A 24,297-nucleotide genomic window follows, 5' to 3' on the forward strand; every position below is an offset into this window, starting at 1 on the left:
GAATAGTGCCCTGAATAGTGCCCTGGCGGGTCGGTTCCAGCGGCGTAGCGTTACTGACTTCCAGGGCGATTTTGATCGCCACTTCGTTATTCAAGTGCACGATCGGTTGCACTTCGAGCTTCAGACCGACATCGAGGTAGGTGACGCTTTCGGTGATCACCGGCCCTTGAGTCGAAGGCACCGAGGTCGCACTGATGATCGGCACGCGCTGACCAATGTGGATGCGCGCCTGTTCACGGTTGGTGACACGAATCACCGGGCTGGCCAGGGTGTTGATGTCGTTGTCTTGCGCGTTGATCTTGGCTTGCGGCGACGGTGAAATGGTGATCCGGTCAGAGGTGATGCCTTTGAGTTGATCGAGGATGGTCACGGGCGAACCGTCGGTGTTGATCACGCCGAAGGTGTTCGGCCATTGCAGGCCGAGGTCGAGAATCCGTTGACGGGCGACTTCCATCACCTCCACTTCCAGCACCACTTCCGGGTTGGACTGATCCTGCGATTGCAGGAGCTTTTCCGCCATGCGGATGGCGTCTTCGGAGTCGCGCATGGTCAAGGTGTTGAGGCGTTCATCGACAAACACGTCGCGGGTCTTGAGCATGGTTTTGATCATGTTCAGCGCAGTGTTCGCATCGATGCTGGTCARGTAGAAGGTGCGCATCACCAGTTCCTGGTAATCCTTGAGCTTCTGCGGTGAGTCCGGGTAGATCAGCAAGGTGTTTTCGTTCACCACTTTCTGGTGCAGCTGGTTCTGTTGCAGCAGCAGTTGCACGGCGTCTTCGATGCGCACGTCACGCACGAAGATCGTGGCTTTCATGTCCGGGCGCAGGTCCTTGTCGAAGATGAAGTTCAACCCGGCCACCTGGGACAGCACTTCGAAGATGGTTTTCAGGTTGGCGTCGCGAAACTCCAGGGTTACCGGACGGTCCAGTCGGGTGCGCAGTTGTGGATATGGAATCACGTTGCGGCTCTGCACCAGGCGAATGTTGGCTTGCAGTTCCAGGGCGCCTTGATTTTGGGGGTCGAGTTCGAGGATCTGTTTGACCTGACGGTCGGCCCCGTAAATGTCACCACGACGCAAATCCCCACGGGCCAGTTCGAGTTTTTCATCCATGCTGCGCAGGTACTCGAGTTGACGCAACGCGTCCTGGGCGCGACGGTTGTTCGGTTCGATGTTCAGCACCCGGCCATAGGCCATGCGTGCAGAGGCGAAATCCCGTTGTGCACGGTCCATGTCGCCTTGGGTCAGCAAATTTGTCACTGCCAATGCCCGTCCGCTGGTGAGGGCTATGTGCAGCGAGGTATCGCGAGGGTCTTCGCGCAACCCTTCTTCGATACGCGCCAGGCCGGCTTCGTACTGTCCCGACTCGATCAGTTCGGTCCCTTCCTTGTTCGCGATCTGCGCCGAACTGCAAGCGGCCAGCGCTGCAACAATGCAGACGCTCAACACCAAACGGGATTTGTTCATTGCTCGCTCCCCACAGACAAAGTCTGGGACACATGCAGAGGCAAGTAGACAAAGCTCAGTTCCACATCGGAAATCCGCTCGATCCGCCAGTTGTCGTCGATCACATCCCCTTTGCGTACGACGTATATTTTTTCGCCGCTCTGCAAAAACACTTGCAGGTCGGAACGGTCATGAATCCTGCCAACGAACTGGAAAGGCATCGGCGGTACGCTGGGGGCTTGGACCACCGGGGTCTGGTTGACGGGTTCTTCGATGACGCGGGCCAGAGTCTGTGCCGGCTTCCAGCTGCGGGCGCCGAAGAGGTCGCCGGCCGGACTCAAGTCCTTGATCACTGCCGGTTTGCCATCGGCAGATACCGCCGGCAGCGCGCCGCCGGTTTTGCCTTTGGCCGGGGTGGTTACGGCGACAGTACCCTCACCCTCCTCCTCCGCTTGTTGGAAATATTGAGGTCCCCAGGCCAGCCCCGCGGCCACGCCGAAGAACGCCACCCAACTCATTACGCGCTTGGTATTCATCATGACCTCGACAGATAAAGGGTCATGCGGATCCGCCCGGTCAGGTCGGTGTCGGCGATTTTTTTACGCTGAAACTCCATGTCTTCCACCACCACCGCTGGCAACTGGCCAAGCAAGGCGTGCAGGAAGCGCCGCAATTGTGGATAGCTGCCGCGCACCGGCAGCAGAATCTGGTAGCGGGCCAGGTGCGTCTTGGGGTCGACGCCCAGTGAATATTCACCACGGGACAGGGTGATGCGTTCCTGGGCGGCCAATGCGTAGATCTTGTCGATGGCCACGGTGGCCTGAGGTTGCGCTGGCAATTTGCTGCGGAAGTGGTCGAGTTGGCGTTGCGGCACTACCGGGGCAGCGACGCTGCCGTCTTCGACCTTGGCCAGGTACTCGCCGGCTTCACGGGTCTGCTGGCTCAGTTGTTCTAGCGCTTGCCAGTCCGGAATCAAGCCACCCAAGCCATACACGAGGGCCACCAGCAGCAGCACCATACCGGCCAGGCCGGGAATCCCGAGACCTTGCAGGTATTCGTGGATGATCAATTTAGGGATTCGCATCGCCGATCTCCCAACTTGCCGACAGGTTGAATTGCACCGGGTGTTCCGGCACGTTGGCGACGATTTCGTGGCTGAGCAACGACACGTCGGACAGCTCGTCGCTGGCTTCCAGGCGTTGGTGGAATTCGAGCATGGCTTCCAGATCCCGCGCCTCGGCGCTGATGCGCACCTGACCTTTGCGGGCATCCGGGGTCAGGGTCAGCAAGGCGACGTTTTCCCGCGGCATGGCTTCGAGCATGGCGAACAAGCGTTCCCAAGGCCGACGCAGTTGCTGGGAGACTTTGCGCATTTCGGCCAGGTTATGTGCCTGCTCGCGGATTTCGGCGGGGGTCAAGGTGACTTTGCTGCCGGTGTCGCCGGTGAGCGCACGCTGGGCGTGCTGCAAATGCCCTTGCTGTTGCGAGGCCTGTTCGTCGAGATGCTGCTGGGCCAGCAAACACACCAGCGCCAGTACCACGCCACCGCCCAGCAAGCTCCAGCCCAATGGGCCGGAACGGCGACGCGGCTGGAAGTCGAGCATCAGCGGGCGCATGTCAGGCCACCGCCCGAGACATGACGTACAAACTGTCGCGTACGGATGTCTGGTCTTCTTCAAGGGTGCGCAACTGCACACCGGGCACGTCAGGGTGTGAGTCGATGCGCGCCGGGGCATGCAGGTAGAGTTTGAACGGCCGTTCGCTGGTGGAAGCCTGCAGTTGGCTTTCACGGCCGATCAGTGCGGTCAGTGCGGCATCGCTGTCACTGCTGCCCACCGAACGCACCGCCACCCAACGCCCTTCCCGCGCCAGCAGCAACACACTGCGCACCGGCTCGGCCACCACAAACAGAAAGTCGTCACCTTCAAAGCTCTTGTCGAAGTGGTTGAACGCGGCCATCAGGTACGGCTGCACCGAGCGCAAACGCAGGCCGCGCCCGCTGGCCAGACTGCGCAGGCGCGTCAGCAAGTCTTGCGGCAGCGCCGTGGCGACCCGGTCGTAACCCGCAGGTTCGGCCGACAGCACGATGCTCCAGGGTTGAGCCGGTACACCGTAAAGGTCTTCGAAGCACAGTTGGGCGAACCCGAGCAATTCGTCGGGGGTGCTGATCGCATCGCTCCACGGCACCAGGCAGAAACGGCTGAAGTGCCCGGAAATCACCACACTCAACTCCGCACCGGCATGAGCGTGTTCACCCAGCAAACGGTCGAGGGTTTCGAGGGCGACTGCCCAGGCATGGAAGCCTTCGTCGATAAAGCCGACGCTGCCCAGCCACAGGGTTTCGCTGCCCTTGCGCTGGCCCAGGCCGACCCCACTGGCGCCGAGGACGGCGATATACCGATCACGAGACAAATGTGACACGATTGATCTCCTCGAGTGTGGTCCGCCCCTGTTGCACCAATTCCAGTGCCGACTCGCGCAGCAGACGCAGGCCGCGTTTGCACGCGTGGGCCTTGATTTTCGAAATGGGTTGGCGCTCTACAATCATTTGCCGCAGCTCATCGTCCAGGTGCAGCAACTCGGCGATTGCACTGCGCCCGCGATACCCGGTGCCCCGGCAGTGGCCGCAGCCCTTGCCATGCACAAAGTGGTAGTGCCCGACTTCTTTGGGATCGAGACCCGACGCCTGCAACTCGTCGTCGGTGGGGGTGACCGGCGCACTGCAACTGGCGCAGACCAGGCGAATCAGGCGCTGCGCCAGCACCGCGTTGAGGGCCGACACCAGGCTGTAAGGGTCGATTTCCATTTGGGTGAAACGACCGATCACGTCGAACACGTTGTTGGCGTGGATGGTGGTGAACACCAGGTGACCGGTGAGTGCCGATTGCACGGCAATTTGTGCGGTGTCCGGGTCGCGGATTTCACCGACCATGATCTTGTCCGGGTCATGGCGCAGGATCGAGCGCAAACCACGGGCAAACGTCAGACCTTTCTTTTCATTGACCGGGATTTGCAGCACGCCCGGTAGTTGATATTCCACCGGGTCTTCAATGGTGATGATCTTGTCCACGCCGTGGTTGATCTCGGTGATCATCGCGTACAGCGTGGTSGTTTTGCCGCTRCCGGTCGGCCCGGTCACCAGCACCATGCCGTAAGGTTCGGCCGCCAGGCGCCGCAACTGGCGCAGGGTTTCCTCTTCAAAGCCCAGCGCCTGCAACTGCACGCCGCTGACCTTGTCGGCCAGGTCCTGTTTGTCGAGGACCCGCAGCACCGCGTCTTCACCGAAAATGCTCGGCATGATCGACACCCGGAAGTCGATCTGCCGGCCGCTGATACCGATCTTGAAGCGACCATCCTGGGGCACGCGTTTTTCGCCGATGTCCAGTTCGGCCATGACTTTGACCCGGGAGATGACCTGCTCGGCGAATTCGTTGCCCTGGATTTTACTGATGTTGTTCAGCACGCCATCGATCCGGTACTTGATCACCAGGCCGCTGCCGGTGGTGCCCAGGTGGATATCACTGGCATGCATTTTCAAGGCGTCATAGAGGGTCGAGTTGACCAGTTTGACGACGACGCTGGCGTCTTCGCTGATGCTGGTCAGGGACAGGCTTTGCAGGTTATCGATTTCGACGCCGGTATCGGATTGGGCATTGAGCGACTCCACCGCGTGGAAGCTCTCTTCGTGACGCGCCAGGTAGGCTTTGAGGTCGTCGGCATGCACCAGGTACAGCGGAGCACCGTGCAGGCAGTCGTCGATCCAGGCCAGGCGCGCCGTATCAAAGGGGTCGGCAAACACGCCTATTACCGCGTCTTCGTGACGCAGCAGGATAAATTCGCGCTTGAGGCATTGGGCCAGGGTGACCCGGTCGAATACGGGGATGGCCTTGAACAGGCTGTCGGTGTCGAGCACCGGATAATGCAGGGTGGTGCCGAGGCACTGGATGAAGGGCATCGGGTCCAGTTCGCACAACACCCCAAGGGCTTCCAGTACCCGCTCGCCGGAACTGGTGGCGCGGGCCCGGGCCTGGGCTAATTGTTCACTGGAAAAACGAGACGGTACGCAGTCCAACAACGCCGGTTCGACGGCAAGGGATAGACGGTCCATGAAATGCTCTCCAACACCCGGGGCTTTAAGCCCTGTCGGCGCGGCGAGTCATTGCGGCGTGTGCCGGAACGTCTTGTCGCGCCAATTACTCCCCGGTGAGCAGTTGTTCGTCGTCTGGCGCCAAGGAGACCGAGGTTTTTTTTCGGCGATCCACAAGCACCCAACTACCGTCGTACAACTGCAGCGGGAAACTCTCGGTCCTGCTCTGGCGTCGTTCGACGAATCCTTCGGAAGCGCTTGTGCCCGTTTTGGGTTCGCGCTTCATCCCTAAAAGGTCACAGACTGCTCGGGCCAATTCCGCCAAAGGAAACGGTTTGAACAGGATATGGCTGACTCCCAGTTGCCGGGCCCGCTCACACACTTCAGCGGTTGGGTGCCCGGTAATCAGCACATAGTGGCACTTCCTGTTTTGGCGGACGGCATCGAGCACCTCAAAGCCTTCCATATCGGGCAAGCGGTAATCGAACACCATCACATCGGGTGCAAATCTTTCGACTTCGCCGATAGCCTTCGCACCGTCGTTCGCTACCAGGACTTCCAGCCCTTGCGCCTCCAGATAATCATGGAGGTTTTGTGCAAGCAGCTTTTCGTCTTCAACCACCAGTATTTTGTTTAACAAGGTCGACTCCTTGTAACCACAGGTCCGAAATTCGTGCCTGGGAGTACGCGCCCTAATTAGGCTAACGCACACTTCATGCCAGACTCAGAGCCGGTTTTCGGCCGGCACATCTCTTTGATTTTCATGATGAAACTTTTTCGCCCACAAAACCCATTCCCCAAAAACGGGGAAGCGTCAGGATTTGTCATAATGCTTTCCCCACTATTGGGGGGACAAGCTTTATTCATCATCAATGCGTTCAATTCGATTGTTTGATCGAAGCTGCGCCAAGACTTTCAGGCGAGCCTGAGCCTGATCCTGTCGGGCAAGGTACGCCCGGACCATTTCAAGCCCCTGCATTTCTGGGACATTGACCGCCTCCGAGTGGTTCTGTACATAAATCAAATGCCAACCCACTGGCGTGCGCACCGGCTCACTGACGTCACCCGGCGCCAGCGCAAAAGCCGCGGCTTCGAACTCCGGCATCATGCGCCCACGAGGGAAAGTGCCCAAGTCCCCGCCTTCGCTGGCCGTCGCGTCTTCTGAGCCGGCCCTTGCAACGCTGGCAAAGTCCTCGCCCTGGCTGATTTTCACGCGCAACTCGGTTAAGCGTAGTCGTTTCGCTTCCACTGTGGCGGCATCGGCACCTTGGGGCACCTTGATCAGGATATGTCGGGCCTGGATTTCTTCGGGCCGGCTCATGTCGGCGCGGTGTTCCTCGTAAAACGCCCTGACCTGTTTTTCATCCGGCTTGCCCACCTGAAGCAGGTCGGCAAAGACCTGTTGCGCCGCCAACTCACGGCGGGTGTATTCGGTAAAGCTGGCTTCATCGAAACCGGCGTCTTCGAGCCGGCGGGCAAACACTTCTGGCCCGCCGATCGCTTGCCGGGTCTGGGCGATCTGGTTTTGCACATCGGCATCACTGATCACCACGCCGCGCTTGACCGCTTCCTGCCACAACAACTCCTTGTCGATCAACGCGTCCAGCGCCTTCTGCCGCAGTTGCTTGTAGGCCTTGGGGTTACGAATGTTGCCCACGGCCCTGCCCTGGTCTTCGAGGAATTCGGCGAAATAGCGCTCCAGGCGAAACTCGGAAATCTCCTCGCCATTGACCCGCGCAGCGGCCGGCCCGTTGTTGCAGAACGCCACCGGGGCCCACAGTGTCAGCAGTATCAGCACAGTGTTGAGTTTCATGATCGACCTCCGCTCAAGGCATGACACCAATGGATTTGTAAGGGGCGACCAGGAAGAAGCGCTGGTCGGGCAGGTCCACCGTGACCACATGTGCACCGCTCAAGCCCAAGCGACGGCCCGGGCCAAAGCTGATCAGCGGGGTCAGCCCGGTATCGAAATCGTGCAGGCCTTCCAGGGCACTGATGAGCTTTTCGCGGCTGGCGTCGCGCCCGGCCTGCTTCATGCCTTCACTCAACAGTTGCATCGAACTGTAGGCGCCGACTTGCAGCACTGAGTGCTGACCGCCAAGCCCCTGTTTTTGGCGCAACTGCGTCAGCGCCACACGCCCGCCCAGCGTCCAGTCACTGGGCACAAACGGGTAGGCCAAAAACAACCGACGGGAAAATCCACTGGGCACGTTCAACACCTCACCGGCCACCTGATTCGACGTGGCGAACAGGTAAGGCACCTGCCCCGCCGTTTGCAAACGTTCGGCCAGACGACTGAAACCGCTGCCACTGCCCAGGTAAAACACCGACCGCGAGCCCAGCGGCAGTTCGTCCTGCATCGAGTCGTAGGATTGCAGACGCACCTGTTTCCAGGCGTTATCTTGCAGATACTGACCGAGGTTTTGTGCCGCCAGCCGTTGGTTCGGTTCGTCCGGGTAGGTAATCAGCGTCGGCCCCTGGAGCACACGCAAGCTGGCGGCGGCGTAGTTGGCCAGGGAGATCAGCTGTTCGCGCAGCCCCGGCAACGGTTCAAAGATTTGCCGACTGGCCTGCACCGAGCCCTGCAACGAAAGCGGCCCGATCAGCGGAATCCCCGCCCGTTCCAGACGCGCCGCCAGGTCCGCGTCCAGCGCCGGTGCCAGTGGTGCAATCAGGGCGAACACCTGTTCCTGATCGATCAATTGGTCCAGCGCCCACTCGGCGCTGTCGCGATCCAGGCCAGGGTCGAGAATGGTCAGGCGCAATTGCCGGCCATGAATGCCGCCCAAGGCATTAATCCGCGCCACGCTGCCCTTGAGCACTGCCGCTACTGTGGCGCCCTCGTCGGCCAAGGGTCCCTGACTGGGCAACAACGTGCCCAAGTGCAAACTGTCGGCGCTCAGACCGGGGTCGCGGTCATCGGCCACACGCTTGAGGTAGGCCGTGAGGTTGCGCTGATCTTTCATCGACAGCACGAACCGCGGCATCGCCGGGTCGAGTCGGTTGTTGGCAGGGTCGCGGCCTTGTGCAACGGCGCGGGCCAGCGTGCCCTCGGTGTAAGCCGGATAATCGCGGCCGTTGATTTGCTCCTGGCCATAGCGGCTGGAGAGGCGCGACCAACTGATTTCCGGGGGACGCACCCCGCCTTCCGGCCGCCCCTGACCGTCAGCGCCATGACAGTTGGCGCACGGCAAGCTGCTGGCCGGCAGCAACATGTCGGCGGCGCCGACCCGTGCCATGACCGGTTCACCGCTCTCGGAAACACCTTCGCGGTACAGGCGCTTGCCCGCACTTTCGCTGGGGGTCAACGCTAACGCATGAGCGGCCAGAGGAATGCCGCCAAGCAGTAGCAGGCCGAAGACCAGGGACGTTTTCATGGCGCGCGCACTTATCGATCCGCCACGGGCATGGTCAGCAACTGCAAGCGCTGAGCAATGGCGGCGGCCGGGGCATCGGGGCGAATTTTGCTCCAGCGCTTGTTGGCCACATCACCGACGATCAACTGCGTTGAATGCTGTTCGGGGGTCGGCACAGTCTGGCCGATACGCCCCAGGACAAGGTCCATTTGCGCCTTGTCGCCGGTAAGAAAAAGCCAGTGGGGCCCATCGACGCCCTGTTTCAAGGTATAGGCCTTGAGTACCGCCGGTGTATCACGCAGCGGATCACTGGTAAGGGAGATAAAGGTGATGCCATCCGCCTTGTCGCCCAGCAACTCACGCACTTCCTTGAGCTTGCGGGTGATCAGCGGGCAGGCATCGTTGCAACTGGTGAAAATCACGTTCAGCAGCACCACGCGGTTTTGCAGCGCGTCACTGTAGAAACGCAAAGTCTCGCCGTTCTGATCCTGCAACGGCGTGTCAGTGAACCAGGCTTGCGCGTCGTGCGTGCCGGTCGCCGGTTGCGCGGCAGCCACCGCCGGGGCGGCTTCTTCGTGCCCTTCGTGGGCAACCGCCGACCAGCTGAACAGGCCAAAGCACATCGACATGAGGGTCAAGGCGAGCATTCTCATGGCTGTTGCTCCATGGCAATGGCGGTGTGTTTGGCGTGGGTATTGCGCTGGCCGCTGAGTTTCTCGACCTCACGGGTCAGCACCGTCGGGTCGGTGAACCCGTAGTAGCGAGTCCAGTGACGGTTGTTGCCGTCGCCGACGAGGATCAATGGCTGATGGTTCTTGAAGTCACCGCTGAACGAGCCCAGGCCTTTAAGGGTTTCATTGATCGACTGCGAACTGCCGGTCAGCCAGCTCCAGCCGGGGCCTTTCTGGAAGTTGCGAGCGTAGTCGTTCAGGCGTTTGGCGTCGTCGCGCTGCGGGTCGACGCTGATCGACACCAGTTGCACCTCGCCGCCGACCCGCGCCCCGAGCTGCTTTTGCACCTTGCCCATGATTGAGGACACCACCGGGCACACCGTGGTGCAACTGGTGTAGATGAAGCTCATAACCACGATTTTGTTGCTGATCAGGTCCTTTTCCAGGCGCACCGGTTGACCGTCCTGGTCCACCAGTGCCACATCGGCGAACTTGACTTGGGCACTTTCGGAACTGGCGCTTTTGGCCGGCATGTCGTGCCCGGCGTGCTCATCCGCCGAGTGCGCCAGGGCTTGGCCGATACCGGCAGTCAACAGGCAGAACGTCAGCAATCCACGATGTGCGAAACGGTTCATGTCGGTGTCCTCTTCAGTTCGTATTGCCGGGCAGAACCCGCACGCTGGCAAAAGTCTTGTCGTCAAAATTCGCACCCAGCGACGCCGCCCGGACGTGCAAGTACCACGCGCCGTTCTGGTCCAGGGTCACCGGAGCCTCATAGATGCCGTTGCCCACGTCGAGGGCGGCGACTTCCTGAACCCGTGAAGTCGGGGCGAGGAAGTAGCGCACCTGCACATCCTTGACCCCGCTGCGCTGGGCTTTCTGCTGGCCCTCGACGATGCGAAAGCGCACCACGTAAGGGCTGCCGATGGCGGTCGTGGCCTTGTCGAGCATGAACTCTACTTTGGGCACGCCAGCGTGCCGGGCGAGTTGTTTGTCGGGCTCAACCAAGGCCGTGAAGCAATGGATGATGTTCGGTTGATTGAGCAGAAACGCCACGTCGAAACGCCCGGCCGAGGGCAGCTTGATCCGCGCGCTGTACAGCCCTGGCTCGACCTCGCGCAGGCTGCGGTCGATGACCATCGCCGCCCGTGCCACTTGCCCGCGATTGGGGTAGCCGGACATCGGCGCATTCATGCCTTCAGCGTAGAAATAGGTGGTGTTGTCCACCGGATTGACCACAAACACCGCGTTGTCGTCGCGTGACACCGCCAGGCTCGACGCCAGCGGCAGGTCACCGGCCAGCCGTGGCGGCTGCGGCCCGGCTTCGAAACCCTGGCTGATCGGCATGCGTCCCTGGCCCAGCGACGACAGGTTGATCATCGTGACTTTGGCCGACGCCAGTCCGCGGACATAGGCATACGCTTTGGTAAACACCACTTGGTAGGGCTCGGCGGATACGTCCAGATCATGGATCAGCGAGTCGGTGGCGGCGTCGATCACCGAGGCCTGGTTCTCCAGCGTGTTGAGCACAATGCCGAATCGACCGTCAGCGCTGAACCCCATCGGCCCAAGGCCCTGTTTCATCTGGATCACCCGGCGCACCGCCAGGCTGGCGCTGTCGACCACGGTCACGGTGCCGTCCTTGCCATCGGCGACATACACCGCCTGGGACAGCGGCGAGTACGCCACCGACAGCGGGTGCGAGCCGGTCTTGAGTTGTTTGCTCACGCTCAGGCTGGCGATGTCGATGATGCTCAATGTGCCGTCGTCGCGGTTGGTGACGAAGGCAAACCGGCTGTCCTTGCTGAAGGCGATTTCGTGATGCCCGGCCCCGGTGGCCAGGTGTTTGAGGGTCTTGAGGCTGTGGGTGTCGATCACCGTGACGCCGGACTCTTCGGCTTTCGAGGCGTTGTTGCCGACCCACAGCAGACGTTCATCCGGTTGCAGGGCCACACGCACCGGGTTGCTGCCGGCGGCGACCGACTCCAGCAACTTGAATTGCTCGCTGTCGATCACCGCCACTTCCCCCGCCGTCGGCATCGACACAAACACCCGTTTGTTGTCCTTCGGAGTCACCCAATCCATCGGCGGCTGCTTGAGGTTGATCCGTGCCATGGTGCTGGTGATGCCCCCCACCGATACCGACGGATCGACCACCGAAACGCTGGCATCGCGATTCATCACCAACAGGAAATAGCTGTTCAGGTCCAGCAACGGCCGCGCGCCAATGCTGGATTTGAGGAACACCCCGACCCGCGACTTGCAGCTTTGCTCGCGGCCCTGGGCCTGGTCAGCGGCGACGGCTTCGGGGTCGAGCCAGGCACCAGGATTGACGCCCGACAACGGTTGGCCCGAGGTACTGTCATTGACCCGGAACTGCACGTCGGCAAATTCACCTTCGCGCAGCACACCGTCCTTGGCCAACGGCTTGACCTCAAGCGCCACCGAAATTCCGTCACGGGAGAGATTCTGGCTGCTCCAGGTGTCCGGCAGRGAGACCTCGCTCGGACTGTTGGGCGGCGCGGTGCGCCACACGCCGAGGCTGATCAGCGCAACCCCGACGACCAGCGTACAACTGGCGATTTTGATGGTCCTGTTCATCGCTCTCTCCCCTCTTTAGTTCTTTTGCCTGCCGCCGCGCCCCCTGTGGGAGCGAGGCTGCTCGCGATAGCGTCATTTGCCTCACCCCTGACACCGAGGTGACTTCATCGCGAGCAGSCTCGCTCCCACAGGGACGGTGGCATTCCCCTCTCTCAGCCTACGGAGCCGGCGCCGGTTCCGGCTCGTTGGTCACCCGCAGCAAGCCCCAAAGCCCTGCGGTATTGCCGTAAGCCCCGTAATCCCGGTACAGGTAGTCGCCCGGTATCGCATTGGTGCCCCCGGCGCTCGGGTGCATGGAGCTGAAGTGCGCCGCCGGCAGGACGCTTTCGCGAGCGCCGATGTACATCGACATCGGGTTGTAGCCGAACCGCACCGATCCCACGCCAGGTGTCCACATCGGGTAACCGCCGGTGTCGCTCTTCTCCGCCAGGAACGGGTTGACCGACCAGACGTGACCGTCAAGCTGGAAGGTTGAACCACGGCTGCCACCGGTCGGCATCAAGATGTGGGTGCGGAACGGTTGCCCCGGTTTGACATACAGCACCGGCGTCTGCGGATCGCCGCCCACCAGCGCGTTGCTGTAGGCCATGTGCGCGTTGGGCACGTCGCCGTAGCCGTAGCCGCCGGCGTGACCGAATGGCGCGTCCGGTGGCAGGCCGAAGCGGAACCACAACGGCTCGGTCTTGTAGTTGATGGCCATGCTCGAGTTGTCCTGTGGATCGGTCGGTACCCCCTGACCTTCAGCGGCAATGCCTTCCACCGGCCGACCATTGGCCCAGCGAATGTTCAAGGCTTTCTGCCAGACCATCGCGAAGTCGCGGTAGATGGTTTGCCCCGGCGCGGTGACCGTCGCATTGGCTTTGCGCGCGTCCTCAACCCAGGTGGCGCCGACCGGCAGGATGCTCATTGCACCACCGAGGCCTTTTTGTGGCTGCTTGATCACGTCCGCCGGGGTGAAATTCAACCCGCCGAACTCCACCGCCGTGGCGTTGATGTTGTCGACACTGCGGCCCAGTTGCGTGATCGGTTTGCCTTCGCGCTCCAGGTGCCCGGCGTAGTACTGATAAGTACGCGTCGGGTACGCGCCGCTGCTACCCACGCGTGGTGGCACGGTCTGGATCGGGTTGGCGCCGACGTTGGTGCCGTCGGATTTGGTGATGTCGTACGCCAGCAGTTGCGCGTGCAGGCCCACGTGGCTGGACGGCCGGATCAAGTTGTTGCTGAAGGTGGTTGAGCCCTGGCCGCTGTTGCGATCACGTTTGACAATGCCTTGCATCACCGCCGTCTGGGTCAAGTCCGGCATGACCACTGGCAAGCGGTTTTCCAGGGTGATGTTGATGCAGTCACCGGCCGCCGCACGCAGCACCAGCGGTTCGACAGGCACGCCGGGCTTGAGCTTGCCGGTGTTCGGGTCGAGGTCGGTTTTGCGCACGTACAGAATCGCGGTCGGATCATGCAGCGGCCCACTCTGCCCGCCGATGGTGAAGGTCTCGCCATCTTCAGGGTCGGTCACGGTGACCTGAGGAATGTTCACCGTTCTGGAGTTGTAAACCAGGGTGCCACCCGCCGGGTTCAGCGGCCCGCCGACATGCTGGCCGAGCCCCGCCGGATCCGCGATGGACAGGTTCAGCGGATTGCCGAGGATGTCGTTGGCCAGTGCCGCGACCACTTCATAGTTGCGTTGCACGGTAGGCCGAGTGCCGATGCCGTTCGGGTTGGCGCTGATCCGTGGGCAGGAACCATCGAAGGCCACGGTGTTGCGCATGCCGGCCGGTTTCGGGTTGTTCGGCAGTGCGAACAGGTCGTTGCGTTGCGCAGTGTAGTTGCGCATCACGCCCCAGATCCCGCTCCAGTAACCTTCCAGGGACGCATCCATCGAGTACAGATAATCCCCGGTGGTTGCCGCCGAACTGGACAGCATCGAGACCGGTGCAATGAAGCCCATCTGCTCGGAGATCCCGATCATTTGCGACGCGCGCCAGCCGGAGTTGGAGCTGTTGCCGAAACCGGAACCGCTCTGCAGCCATTTCACCCCGTGCAGGGTCACGTTGTGCTCTTCTTCGTGACCGCCGGCATGCACCCGCAGCCGTACATTGTCACCGGTGTAGGTACGCAGCATCGGGGTGAACGGGTCACCCGGCTCCGCACCGCCACGGTTGATGTGTGGCGGGAACAACGTGGTGCCGCCGGTGGGGCCGGTGGCAGCGGTGATCTGGTTGGGCGCCAGGTTCATCGCCGGGATCGCCCGGTCGGTACGGCTTTGCATGGCGTACGAAAGGTCGCCGCCGAGGCCATCGGTCTGCATGCCACGCTTGCCGTCCGGGCCGACCTTGTTCGGGTCGTACACCCGCAGGGCCAACGGCTCGTTGCGGTAATTGACCACGAACATACCCGGGTCATCGACCGAGATGGCTTGTGGGCAAGGCCGGCTTGGGCAGCCCGGAACCGCCCCGCCCTGAACTTCGACTACGCCCTCCAACAGGTTGCTGGCGTTGTTGCGCACCGGCGGGTTGATTGCGTAGCGGAAGCTGTCGGCGGTGGCCGGGAAGGCTTGCGCATCCGGTACGCCATTGGGGCCGGCGCCGACGTACACACCGGCTTCATAAGCGTGCTGGAAGTCGCTGTATTCGAGGAAGAACTCACGGAAGCTGTCGTTCTTGCCGTCGCCGTCCAGGTCTCCGGTAGACACCACGGCTTGCCACGAGGTCGGCCCGCCATCCTGCCGCGCGCCGCTGTACAACGGTTCGCCGGTTTCGGCGTGGAACCAGGTGGAACCGGCTGGCTCTGCCAGTACGGTGGCGTACAGACCGATTTGTTGGTGCGTCGATGGGCCTAAGTGGTCGTGGGTGAAAATGGTCCCCAGGCCACGGTCGACACCTTTGCTGTTGACCACAGGGTCGATAAACCAGCGCTGCATCGCCGTGCGCGCGCCCACCCAGTCAGCCCGGCCATATTGACCAAAGAACGGATGCGCCTTGGCCACCGGGCACACCGGCGTGCCGTTACGCGGGTCGGTGCCTGCGCACTGGTTGAACAGACGAATGGCGTGGATGCGCTCTTGCACGGCACCGGGGGAAAGCACGCCGTCTTCATAGTTCCAGCCGTTGGCCGAGCCGTCAGCGGCGGTCAGGTCCCATTTGGGCAGGTGGATGTGCTGGCCGATCACGTCGGTCGGTGTGCGCACCTGATAGTCGTCCATCTCGTAGATGGCCGGCACCAGGTTGGTTTGCTGGTACTGCACGCAGTCGAAGGTGTTCATGCGCATCACCAGCGGCTCTGGCGGACGCTGTTTGGTGATCACCGGCCAGGCGTCTTCCCACAGCGCCAGGATGCGCGCTTGCGGGAAGTGGTAGCCGACCTTGTTGTACACCGCATCAAATTGGATGTTCGCCGCTTTGTAGATGCGTGGACGGTCGGCGGTGAAGGTCGACGAACCGGTGAACGACAGGCCATCGATCCGTTCGCCGCTGTTGAACTCGCCCGTGCCGGCGCTGGCGGTCAGGCGTTTTTGCCGATCGTCCATGCACGGTTCGTAGTAAGGCGCACCCGCCGTCGGCAAGGCGCCGTTGGTGCGGAAGTTGCGCGCCACGACCTGATTGCCCGGCAATACGGCGTAGCTCGCGTGTTCTTTTTTGGCGTGGAACGCCATGGCCGCCTGTTCGACTTCGGTGCCTTCTTCAGGCATGTAAATCGGTTTGGCCCGGGTCACTTCCTTGGAGAAATCCAGCGAAGTGGTCACGGTGTGCGCCTCACCACCGGAGGAGAAACCATCCAGCGAGTGGCGCCCCAAACCGCCATCCCAGCCACCGGACTGCGCCGGGTCGAGGTTGGCCCACAAGGCATTGCCGCTGGTTTTCAGGGATTGCGCCTTGGCGGCGTCGAGCATGTCCAGCGGCGGGGTTGGCGGACGTTGGCCAACCGAGGTTTCCATGCCGCCGATCCAGAACGGATAGCCAGGGTTTTTCAGGCTGCCGTCGGCGTTGCGGTTGGCTTCGCTACGGTCGACCAGGGCCAGGGAACCGATGGCTTGACCACCACCGCTGCCACCGTGATGTTCGCCGTCGTCATCGCCCTCATCATCGTCATCGCCATGACTGGCCACCAGGGTTTCGCTGATCTTCGGCACGACCGCCACTTTACCCGGCATCGGCGCCATGGCTTTGCCTGGCAGCGGCACGACCGCTGGAATGGGCGTGCCGGCAATGATCTCGCCATCAGGCAAGGCCCGTGCACCCGCCGCCGGTTTACCGCTGCGCAGGGCGTAAGGTTCGCTGTGATAGCCGTCGTTACCTTGTTGGGAAACTTCGAGTTTGGTGCCTTCCTCAAACACATCGTGCACTCGCCACATGGCCCACATGCCTTGAGCAAAGTGCGGGTAGAAGTGGCAGTGATAGATCGCATCGCCCGCCACGCGGTTGCGGTTGCCCGAACCACCGTTGGCGATCTCATAGGTGTAACCGGCGCCCGGCCCGATGCCCTGGGCGTCTACATAGTCGGAGTTATCGTCGTTGGGGTTGAACAGCCATTGATGCCCGTGCAGGTGGAAGATGTGCTGCTCATGGCCGTTGTGGGTGTTGCGGAATTTGACGAAGTCACCAATGTAGCTGTGGTTGACGTTCGACGGCTCGGACGGATACAGCGCCATGGTCGCCTTGACCCCGATCTGGTCGGCGCGCGGCGTTTCACCCGGACGAATGTTTTCCAGGCCGACGTTGGCCGGTACGTCCACCAGCATCGCCACGTCCCCCACGGTGTGGGAACTGAGGAAGAATTCTTCATAGGCGCAGGACAGGCAATCGTGCATCGGCCCGACGCCCAACCGGTTGGCCATCACTTCGGCGCCCATGCCGCCGGATCCGTAGTTGATCATGAACGAGTCGCGGGTCGGTTCCAGTACGTGGGCCATCACCGGGTCTGCCCAATACGCGGGGAATGCCTGGGTCGCGGCGGTTTCATCCTGGAACTGCGAAGCGAAATCGCGGAACGGTTCCAGCCGGTTGGGCAGCGCCGGGTTGCGTTTGCCGATGGATTCCAGCGAATAGGTCGAGGGCGGGAAGCTGCCGTCGGCGTTGCTGCCCATCACGATCGCGTCGCTCTCGCTGGAGATGATTTCATTGCCGTCGACCATATTGATGATCGGCGTGCCGGCCTTGCCTTCACGGATCCACGGCTCACGCTGCGGGTAACGCGCCTGGTAATCGACAATCGGCTGGCCGGCCGGAGTACGGCCAGCGCTGGCCAGGCGCATTTCTTCTTCAGTCACGGTGTTGCGATAGCTGCGGCCACCCTTGGGCACCACCACCACTTCGCCGAACAGACCGTTGGCCACGTTGCCCGCATCGCCTTCACCACCGAAGGTGGCGCCACGGCTACTGGCAGCAAACGCGCCTTCGCGCTCGGCGTACAAGGTATAGGAACGGGTGGCGCCTGGCGGGATCAGCGTATTGGCGTTGCGCCCGGTAAAGGAGGCGATGTCGTCAATGCTGTTGACCGCTTGCAGGCCGTTGACCTGGAAGCCGACGTGGCGGTCGGTGACTTGTTCATCGACCTTGATATCGTCGGCATTACCGACTTCCACTTCTTCACCCTCGACTTCGGCGCCCTCGTGTTTGCCGGGGTTGGCTTGATACGCCAGCAGGTTTTGCAGGTTGATCGTCAGGCAATCACCGGCAGCCACACGCAGCACCAGTGGACGCGGACGCTTGTCGGGGCGCAGCGAGACTTTGCCCGGCACCGCCGCCCCGCCCTGGGCCAAAGACATATTGTTGTCATCAACCACGTCGCGGCGCAGGGCGAACATCATGCCATTCGCGTTCTGTGCACCCAGGCGGTTGAACATCAGCGGCTGATCCAGCGCCACGACGTTCGCCACCAGATTGCGCTCGCAACGCGCGGCAGCTTCGGCCAGCTCGATGCCGAGCATCGACGCCACCAACAGCAGCAGATTAAACAAAGACGGTGCGTAGGGTATGCCGGTCATGTTCACGGGCCTCGCTATAGGTGCTCACAGGAATAATTCTCGACAAGTGCGGTACAGCAATCCGCATGCCATAAATAATTTTGTTGTTTATCAGATAGTTACATTTGCAACTTGATAAGTCGGGGGGGTATTCCCCCACTTATTCCCCACTTTTCTGCCGGGTCAAAAATTCCCCACTATTGGGGAATGCCTGCACTCCGTTTTCGATTACAACGGCGCGTCCGCCGCCAGGCCCTGCAAGCGGCGGTACTGGCGCAAAACATCCGGCACGTAACGCTGGGTTTCGGCGAACGGCGGGATCACCCCGCCACGGCTGAGCACCGCTTGCGGCCCGGCGTTGTAGGCCGCTACCGCGAGGGCGATGTCGTTGTCGAACAGGGTCAACAGGCGCTTGAGGTATTTGGCGCCGCCCTGGATGTTGGACTTGGGATCGTAGACATCCTTGACGCCCATCTCCCGCGCCGTGTCGGGCATCAATTGCATCAGCCCGCCAGCGCCCTTGGGGGACGTTGCGTCGGCGTTGTAATGGGACTCGGCGCGAATGACCGCATGCAACAGCGCCGCCGGCACTTCATTGTCCGTGGCCGCCGCCGAGACCAGCTCGGCATAGGGTTGCGCAGCGATCATCTGGGGCTGCTGATCGAGACTGACGACCGCCGCGGTGGGCTCGTGAATGACCCGTTCATAGGTGCGGCCGGGACGGTGGACATTGGACAGTACATAGCTGCCATTGGCATCTATCGAAACGAAGACATCGGCCTGTGCCACGCTGTTCAACAACAAACATCCAAGTAATCCAGTGGTGAGTATTTTCATTTTTCTTCCTCCCCTGGCCGGCCCCGAAAAATGGGGCTATTGCCCCAATGACCGATCGTTGAACAGCTTTACGCAAGCTCTGTGCCGTAAGCGCGAAGGCCCATGGCACGGGGAGTCCAGACGGTTACCCAAACCTGAGCATGGCAATTGCATAAGCCTTTGGTGCGACCCTTCTGCCGAAAGTGTGAGGTCATCATGAAACAACGACTATTTCGTGCCCGGCGTACTCAACGCGGGTTCACCCTGCTCGAACTGTTGGTGGTGCTGGTGGTGCTGGGGCTGTTGGCCGGTATCGTCGCGCCGAAGTATTTCGCCCAACTGGGCCGTTCCGAAGTCAAAGTCGCCAAGGCGCAAATCGAAGGCCTGGGCAAGGCACTGGATTTGTATCGCCTGGAAGTCGGCCATTACCCGTCGACCGAACAGGGTTTGCAGGCGCTGGTCACCGCGCCGAGCGATGAAACCCACTGGACCGGCCCTTACTTGCAGAAAAAACTGCCTCAGGACCCATGGGGCCGTAACTACACCTACCGCTATCCCGGCGAAAACGGTGAGTACGATTTACTGTCCATGGGCAAAGACGGGCAACCCGGCGGCGAAGGCGAGAATGCCGAAGTCACCAGCTGGCAATGACGGGGGAAGACCATGCGCTTTCATCTCAAAGCCGTGGGCAAGGCCGGTGTGGTCTCGATGACCGTCGAGGCCCCCGGCCACAGCGAAGCCCGGCGAATTGTCGAAGACCAGGGCATGCGGGTGGTCAGCCTGCATGCCGATCGGCATTGGCGTGCCTTGCGTCTGCAAAAGCGCGAGACCTTTAACCTGGTTTTGTTCAGCCAGGAACTGACCACATTGCTCAATGCAGGCTTGCCGTTGATCGATGCACTGGAAAGCCTGGCCGAAAAAGAATCCGCGCCACAGGCCCGCAAAACCTTGAGTGAGCTGGTGCGTTTGCTTTACGAGGGCAAATCGTTTTCCCAGGCATTGGGCCAGTTATCAGGGGTTTTCCCGCCGCTGTACGTTGCGCTGGTACAGTCCAGTGAAAAGACCGGTGCCGTGGGCGAAGCCTTGGGCCGATATGTCAGCTATCGCCAGCGCATGGACGAGGTTCGGCAAAAAATCGTCAGTGCGTCGATCTACCCCATGCTGTTGCTGGTGGTGGGCGGTGGCGTGGTGTTGTTTTTGATGGGCTACGTGGTGCCGCGCTTCAGCCTGGTGTTCGAAGGTCTGGGGTCGAACCTGCCGTGGTTATCGCAAGTCCTGATGACCAGCGGGATGTTCCTCCACGCGCACCAGGGCGAATTCTTCGGCGGGTTGCCGGCGATCATCGCCGCCCTCACCTTCCTCCAACGCCAACCGGCCTTTCGTCGGGGCGTCGACCGTCTGATTGAAAAGGTCCCGGCGATCCATCAACGCATCTTCATGTATGAACTGGCGCGCTTCTACCGCTCGCTGGGGATTTTGCTGCAAGGCGGCATCCCCCTCGTCACGGCCATGGGCATGGTGCGTGGCCTGCTCACCGTGGCCTCCCGCACTCGCCTGGACGAAGCCTGCGAACGGGTGCGCGAGGGTCAATCGCTGTCGGCCGCGCTTGAACTCAATCACCTCGTGACCCCGGTGTCCCTGCGTTTGCTACGCGCCGGCGAGCAGTCCGGCAACCTCGGGCAAATGATGGAGCGCAGCGCCGACTTCTACGACGAAGAAATCAGCCGCTGGCTCGAATGGTTCGTCAGGCTGTTTGAACCGCTGCTCATGACGTTCATCGGTTTGTTGATCGGGGTCATCGTGATCCTGATGTACATGCCGATTTTCGAACTCGCCTCAAGCATTCACTGAGGCTCTGGAACGGGGTCGAGCGGTACGTTGCATTTTTTATCAACGTTACATCTGAATAAATCAGAACGCTGGGGTGTTCTTCTACTGAATCGGGCAACACGTTGCAGTGTTCATCTACGTTCCACCCCTGAACAAGAAGACGGAGAACGACATGCACATCAACAAGCTTTTACTTGCAGTAGCTATTGGCGCGGTCTTGTCGGCGTCCACCGTATTGATACCGGACAGTTTGTCCAGTATGTCGACCGCTCAGGCCAAGGATGGTGGCAGTGGCGGCGGAGGGGGTGGCGGTAGTGGCGGCGGTGGTGGCGGCAGTGGCGGTGGGGGCGGCGGCGGCGGCGGCAATGGTGGCGGCGGCGGCGGCAATGGTGGCGGCGGCGGCGGCAGTGGTGGTGGCGGCAATGGTGGCGGTGGTGGTGGCAGTCACGGTGGCGGCGGCAACAGCGGCGGTGGCGGTGGCAGTCACGGTGGCGGCGGTAACAGCGGCGGCAGTGGTGGAAGCGGTGGCGGCGGCAACAGTGGCAGCGGCGGTAATAGCGGCAGCAGCCACAGCGGCAGCGACCATGGCCCGGGCAATGCCGGCAACACAGCCTCCTCCAACTCCGGGCGCAGTGGCACGCACGCCGAACCAGGCGACGATCATGGCGTTCATGCCAACGGTGAAGCAGGCGATGACCATGGCGTTCATGCCAACGGCGAAGCAGGCGATGACCATGGCGTCCATCGTTCCGGTGAAGTGGCCCATGACAATGGCGTTCATCGTTCCGGTGAAGTGGCCCATGACAATGGCGTTCATCGCTCCGGTGAAGTGTCCCACAACAGGAATGGCGTGAATCGCTCCGGTGAAGTGTCCCACAACAGGAATGGCGTGAATCGCTCCGGTGAAGTCTCCCACAACCAAAATGGCGTTCATCGCTCCGGTGAAGTCTCCCACAACCAAAATGGCGTTCATCGCTCCGGTGAAGTCTCCCACAACCAAAATGGCGTTCACGCCAATGGCGAAATCGGCGATGACCGTGGCGTACATGCCAACGGCGAAGTCGGCGATGACCGTGGCGTACATGCCAACGGCGAAGTCGGCGATGACCGTGGCGTACATGCCAATGGCGAAGTCGGCGATGACAAGAGGAGCTGATAACCGCTAAACACAGAAACCCCAGAAATCCCCTGTAGGAGTGAGCCTGCTCGCGATAGCCATTTGTCATACGTCATTGATGTCGTCTGACACACCGCCATCGCGAGCAGGCTCGCTTTAACAGGGGCATCTGTGTGTGAGGCTTAGAGCCCACCCTCAGTCTGATCCAGCCGCTCGCGCAAAAACTCGATCAACGCCTGCACCGGTCGCGAACCCTGACGATGTTGCGGATACACCGCCGACAACGTCAACGGCTCAGGCCGAAACGCATCCAGCACCGGCACCAGCCTGCCGTCCTTCAAGGCAGCACCGACGATAAACGTCGGCAAGTAAGTAATCCCCATCCCGGCAATCGCCGCGTCCCTGAGCAACTCACCGTTGTTGACCCGCATCCTGCCCGTGACGTTGACGGTCAGCGGTTTGCCCTGCCCGTCGAACCGCCATTGGACCTGACGCCCGTGGCCGTAGGGCAGGCAGTCATGGCTGTGCAGGTCTTCGGGTTTGAGCGGCGTGCCACGCTCGGCCAGGTACGTCGGGCTGGCGCAGTACACACGCTGGATTGACGCGATGCGTCGGGCGATCAGCGTCGAGTCTTCCAGAATGCCGATGCGCAACGCCAGGTCGTAGCCCTCACCCAGCAAGTCCACCGGGCGATCGCTGAGGTCCACTTCTACGGTGACATCGCGATAACGCTGCAAGAACACCGGCAGCAGGCACCCCAAATGCGCCACCGCAAAGGACAGCGGTGCGCTGATGCGAATAGTGCCCCGTGGCTCGGTGGTTTGCCCGGCAATGCCCTGCTCCACCTGCTCGACCTCGCCGAGCAGGCGCAAGGCTGACTCGTAATAACTCTGCCCCAGCGGCGTGACGTCCAGCCGCCGCGTCGAGCGATTGAGCAAGCGCACGCCCAGGCGCTCTTCGAGTTGCATCAAGCGCCGGCTGACGAACTGCTTGGACAGCCCCAATTGATCAGCCGCCGCGGTGAAGCTGCCGGAGTCCATGACCTGGCAAAAAATACGCATGTCTTCGAACGGGTTCATTGTCACACTCTGGTTGACAGTCAAACACTTTATAGCCGCTTTTTCGCTTATCGGCACCCTATTAATCTGTGTCCACGGTGTTGCTGAGGCCTGAACCACAGTGCCAACAGCGACCTGAACCTTAGGTAACCAACGTCTGATTAATTAAAAAGGATTTACCCCATGAACCTTGTCAAAAAAACCCTGACCGCTTCCCTCCTCGCCCTCTCCATCGGAAATGCATTTGCCGCCGGCAGCCCGGGTGTCGAACACAACACTCAAGCCTTCCTCGAAGACCTCGCGGCCGGTGGCGGCAAGCCGCTCGAGCAGATGAGCCCGAAGGACGCCCGTGCGGTACTGACCGGCGCGCAAAACTCAGTGAAAGTGGATCTGTCAGGGGTGGATGTCAGCGACCGCGCCATCAAGGTCGATGGACAAACCATCAACCTGAAAGTCGTGCGTCCGGCCAAGGTCAAAGGTGAATTGCCGGTGTTCATGTTCTTCCACGGTGGCGGGTGGGTGTTGGGCGATTACCCGACTCACCAACGCTTGATCCACGACCTGGTGGTCGGCTCTGGCGCTGTCGCGGTGTACGTCGACTACACGCCGTCGCCGGAAGCGCATTACCCGACCGCGATCAACCAGGCCTACGCCGCGACCCGTTGGGTGGCCGAGCATGGCAAGGACATCGGCGTCGACGGCAAGCGTCTGGCTGTAGCGGGCAACAGCGTCGGCGGTAACATGGCGGCAGTTGTCGCACTGATGGCCAAGGAACAAAAAACCCCGGCGCTGCGCTTCCAGTTGTTGATGTGGCCGGTGACCAGCGCACAGTTCGACACCGGTTCGTACCAGCAATTTGCCGAGGGCCATTTCTTGACCAAGGGCATGATGAATTGGTTCTGGGACAACTACACCACCGACCAGGCCGAGCGTGCGCAGCCCCATGCCTCGCCGTTGCAAGCCAGTGCCGAAGCGCTCAAAGGCTTGCCCGCCGCGCTGGTGCAAACCGCCGAGTTCGATGTATTGCGCGATGAAGGCGAAGCCTATGCCCGCCACCTGGATGCGGCTGGTGTGCCGGTCACGGCCGTGCGCTATAACGGGATGATTCACGACTTTGGCTTGCTCAACCCGCTGAGCCAGATTCCTGAGGTGAAAGCGGCGGTTCGCCAAGCGGCACTGGAACTCAAGACTCATTTGAACTGAGCCCATACACTTCGCCACACAGCAATGTGTGGCGAAGTTGTTCTTAACAACTGGCTTATGTAGCAGCTGCCGAGCCTGCGAGGCTGCGTAGCAGTGGTCTTTCTGATACACCGCAGCGCATGATTCCACGACTGCTACGCAGCCTCGCAGGCTCG

The 24,297-nt window shown here is 61.3% G+C and carries 18 protein-coding genes and 1 pseudogene; 4 read left to right on the forward strand and 15 right to left on the reverse strand.

Annotated features, from left to right (window positions below; all coding sequences use genetic code 11):
- From AC1DSG_RS11265 to AC1DSG_RS11330, 14 genes are all read right to left on the reverse strand, one after another.
- Window positions 1-1,465 (reverse strand): secretin N-terminal domain-containing protein (locus tag AC1DSG_RS11265; protein WP_477790955.1); only part of this gene is annotated, 1,465 nt, incomplete at its 3' end.
- Window positions 1,462-1,980, reverse strand: a complete 519-nt coding sequence (locus AC1DSG_RS11270) for a hypothetical protein (protein ID WP_477790956.1) — start codon at window positions 1,978-1,980, stop codon at window positions 1,462-1,464. The genes AC1DSG_RS11265 and AC1DSG_RS11270, both read right to left, overlap by 4 nt.
- Entirely contained in the window at window positions 1,980-2,528 is a 549-nt protein-coding gene (locus tag AC1DSG_RS11275; RefSeq protein WP_477790957.1) for a GspMb/PilO family protein, read from the reverse strand. Before AC1DSG_RS11275 ends, AC1DSG_RS11270 begins: the two co-directional genes overlap by 1 nt.
- Window positions 2,515-3,060, reverse strand: coding sequence for a PilN domain-containing protein (locus AC1DSG_RS11280; RefSeq protein ID WP_477790958.1), 546 nt, complete (start codon window positions 3,058-3,060; stop codon window positions 2,515-2,517). The genes AC1DSG_RS11275 and AC1DSG_RS11280 overlap by 14 nt, the downstream gene beginning before the upstream one ends.
- A gap of 1 nt (window position 3,061) precedes the next feature.
- The gene (locus AC1DSG_RS11285) at window positions 3,062-3,865 is read right to left on the reverse strand and encodes a hypothetical protein (protein WP_477790959.1); all 804 of its coding nucleotides are present in this window, start codon (window positions 3,863-3,865) and stop codon (window positions 3,062-3,064) included.
- On the reverse strand, window positions 3,846-5,552 hold the full coding sequence (locus AC1DSG_RS11290; protein ID WP_477790960.1) for a GspE/PulE family protein: 1,707 nt from the start codon (window positions 5,550-5,552) through the stop codon (window positions 3,846-3,848). Before AC1DSG_RS11290 ends, AC1DSG_RS11285 begins: the two co-directional genes overlap by 20 nt.
- An 85-nt stretch (window positions 5,553-5,637) precedes the next feature.
- On the reverse strand, window positions 5,638-6,171 hold the full coding sequence (locus tag AC1DSG_RS11295) for a response regulator (protein WP_477790961.1): 534 nt from the start codon (window positions 6,169-6,171) through the stop codon (window positions 5,638-5,640).
- 219 nt (window positions 6,172-6,390) lie between these two features.
- The gene (locus tag AC1DSG_RS11300) at window positions 6,391-7,344 is read right to left on the reverse strand and encodes a peptidylprolyl isomerase (RefSeq protein WP_477790962.1); all 954 of its coding nucleotides are present in this window, start codon (window positions 7,342-7,344) and stop codon (window positions 6,391-6,393) included.
- A 13-nt stretch (window positions 7,345-7,357) separates the two neighbouring features.
- Window positions 7,358-8,908: a cytochrome c/ABC transporter substrate-binding protein gene (locus tag AC1DSG_RS11305; protein WP_477790963.1), complete on the reverse strand. Its 1,551-nt coding sequence runs from the start codon at window positions 8,906-8,908 to the stop codon at window positions 7,358-7,360.
- Between the two features lie 11 nt (window positions 8,909-8,919).
- On the reverse strand, window positions 8,920-9,540 hold the full coding sequence (locus AC1DSG_RS11310) for an SCO family protein (protein ID WP_477790964.1): 621 nt from the start codon (window positions 9,538-9,540) through the stop codon (window positions 8,920-8,922).
- Window positions 9,537-10,193, reverse strand: coding sequence for an SCO family protein (locus AC1DSG_RS11315; RefSeq protein ID WP_477790965.1), 657 nt, complete (start codon window positions 10,191-10,193; stop codon window positions 9,537-9,539). The genes AC1DSG_RS11310 and AC1DSG_RS11315 overlap by 4 nt, the downstream gene beginning before the upstream one ends.
- 13 nt (window positions 10,194-10,206) lie before the next feature.
- Window positions 10,207-12,159, reverse strand: coding sequence for a YncE family protein (locus AC1DSG_RS11320; RefSeq protein ID WP_477790966.1), 1,953 nt, complete (start codon window positions 12,157-12,159; stop codon window positions 10,207-10,209).
- A gap of 157 nt (window positions 12,160-12,316) precedes the next feature.
- Window positions 12,317-18,139 carry a manganese-oxidizing multicopper oxidase MnxG gene (gene mnxG / locus AC1DSG_RS11325; RefSeq protein WP_477790967.1) on the reverse strand — a complete coding sequence of 1,941 codons (5,823 nt, stop codon included), beginning with the start codon at window positions 18,137-18,139 and terminating at the stop codon, window positions 12,317-12,319.
- A 207-nt stretch (window positions 18,140-18,346) separates the two neighbouring features.
- A complete protein-coding gene (locus AC1DSG_RS11330) occupies window positions 18,347-18,955 on the reverse strand; it encodes a lytic transglycosylase domain-containing protein (RefSeq protein WP_477790968.1) in 609 nt (202 codons plus the stop codon).
- A gap of 195 nt (window positions 18,956-19,150) precedes the next feature.
- Between AC1DSG_RS11330 and gspG the strand changes: the two genes are divergently transcribed.
- The 3 genes and pseudogenes from gspG to AC1DSG_RS11345 all read left to right on the forward strand — a co-directional run.
- Window positions 19,151-19,585: a type II secretion system major pseudopilin GspG gene (gene gspG / locus AC1DSG_RS11335; RefSeq protein ID WP_223512704.1), complete on the forward strand. Its 435-nt coding sequence runs from the start codon at window positions 19,151-19,153 to the stop codon at window positions 19,583-19,585.
- Between the two features lie 12 nt (window positions 19,586-19,597).
- Complete coding sequence (locus AC1DSG_RS11340) at window positions 19,598-20,785, forward strand: type II secretion system F family protein (RefSeq protein ID WP_477790969.1); 1,188 nt, start codon at window positions 19,598-19,600, stop codon at window positions 20,783-20,785.
- 151 nt (window positions 20,786-20,936) lie between these two features.
- Window positions 20,937-21,593, forward strand: a pseudogene (locus AC1DSG_RS11345) (hypothetical protein); the annotation flags it as partial.
- Between the two features lie 470 nt (window positions 21,594-22,063).
- Here AC1DSG_RS11345 and AC1DSG_RS11350 read toward each other — a convergent pair.
- Window positions 22,064-22,960 carry a LysR family transcriptional regulator gene (locus AC1DSG_RS11350; protein ID WP_477790970.1) on the reverse strand — a complete coding sequence of 299 codons (897 nt, stop codon included), beginning with the start codon at window positions 22,958-22,960 and terminating at the stop codon, window positions 22,064-22,066.
- A gap of 162 nt (window positions 22,961-23,122) precedes the next feature.
- On the opposite strand from AC1DSG_RS11350, the gene AC1DSG_RS11355 reads away from it, so the two are divergent.
- Window positions 23,123-24,142: an alpha/beta hydrolase gene (locus tag AC1DSG_RS11355; protein ID WP_477790971.1), complete on the forward strand. Its 1,020-nt coding sequence runs from the start codon at window positions 23,123-23,125 to the stop codon at window positions 24,140-24,142.
- Window positions 24,143-24,297: the final 155 nt, after the last annotated feature.

It is taken from the genome of Pseudomonas sp. P5_A12 (assembly GCF_056400685.1).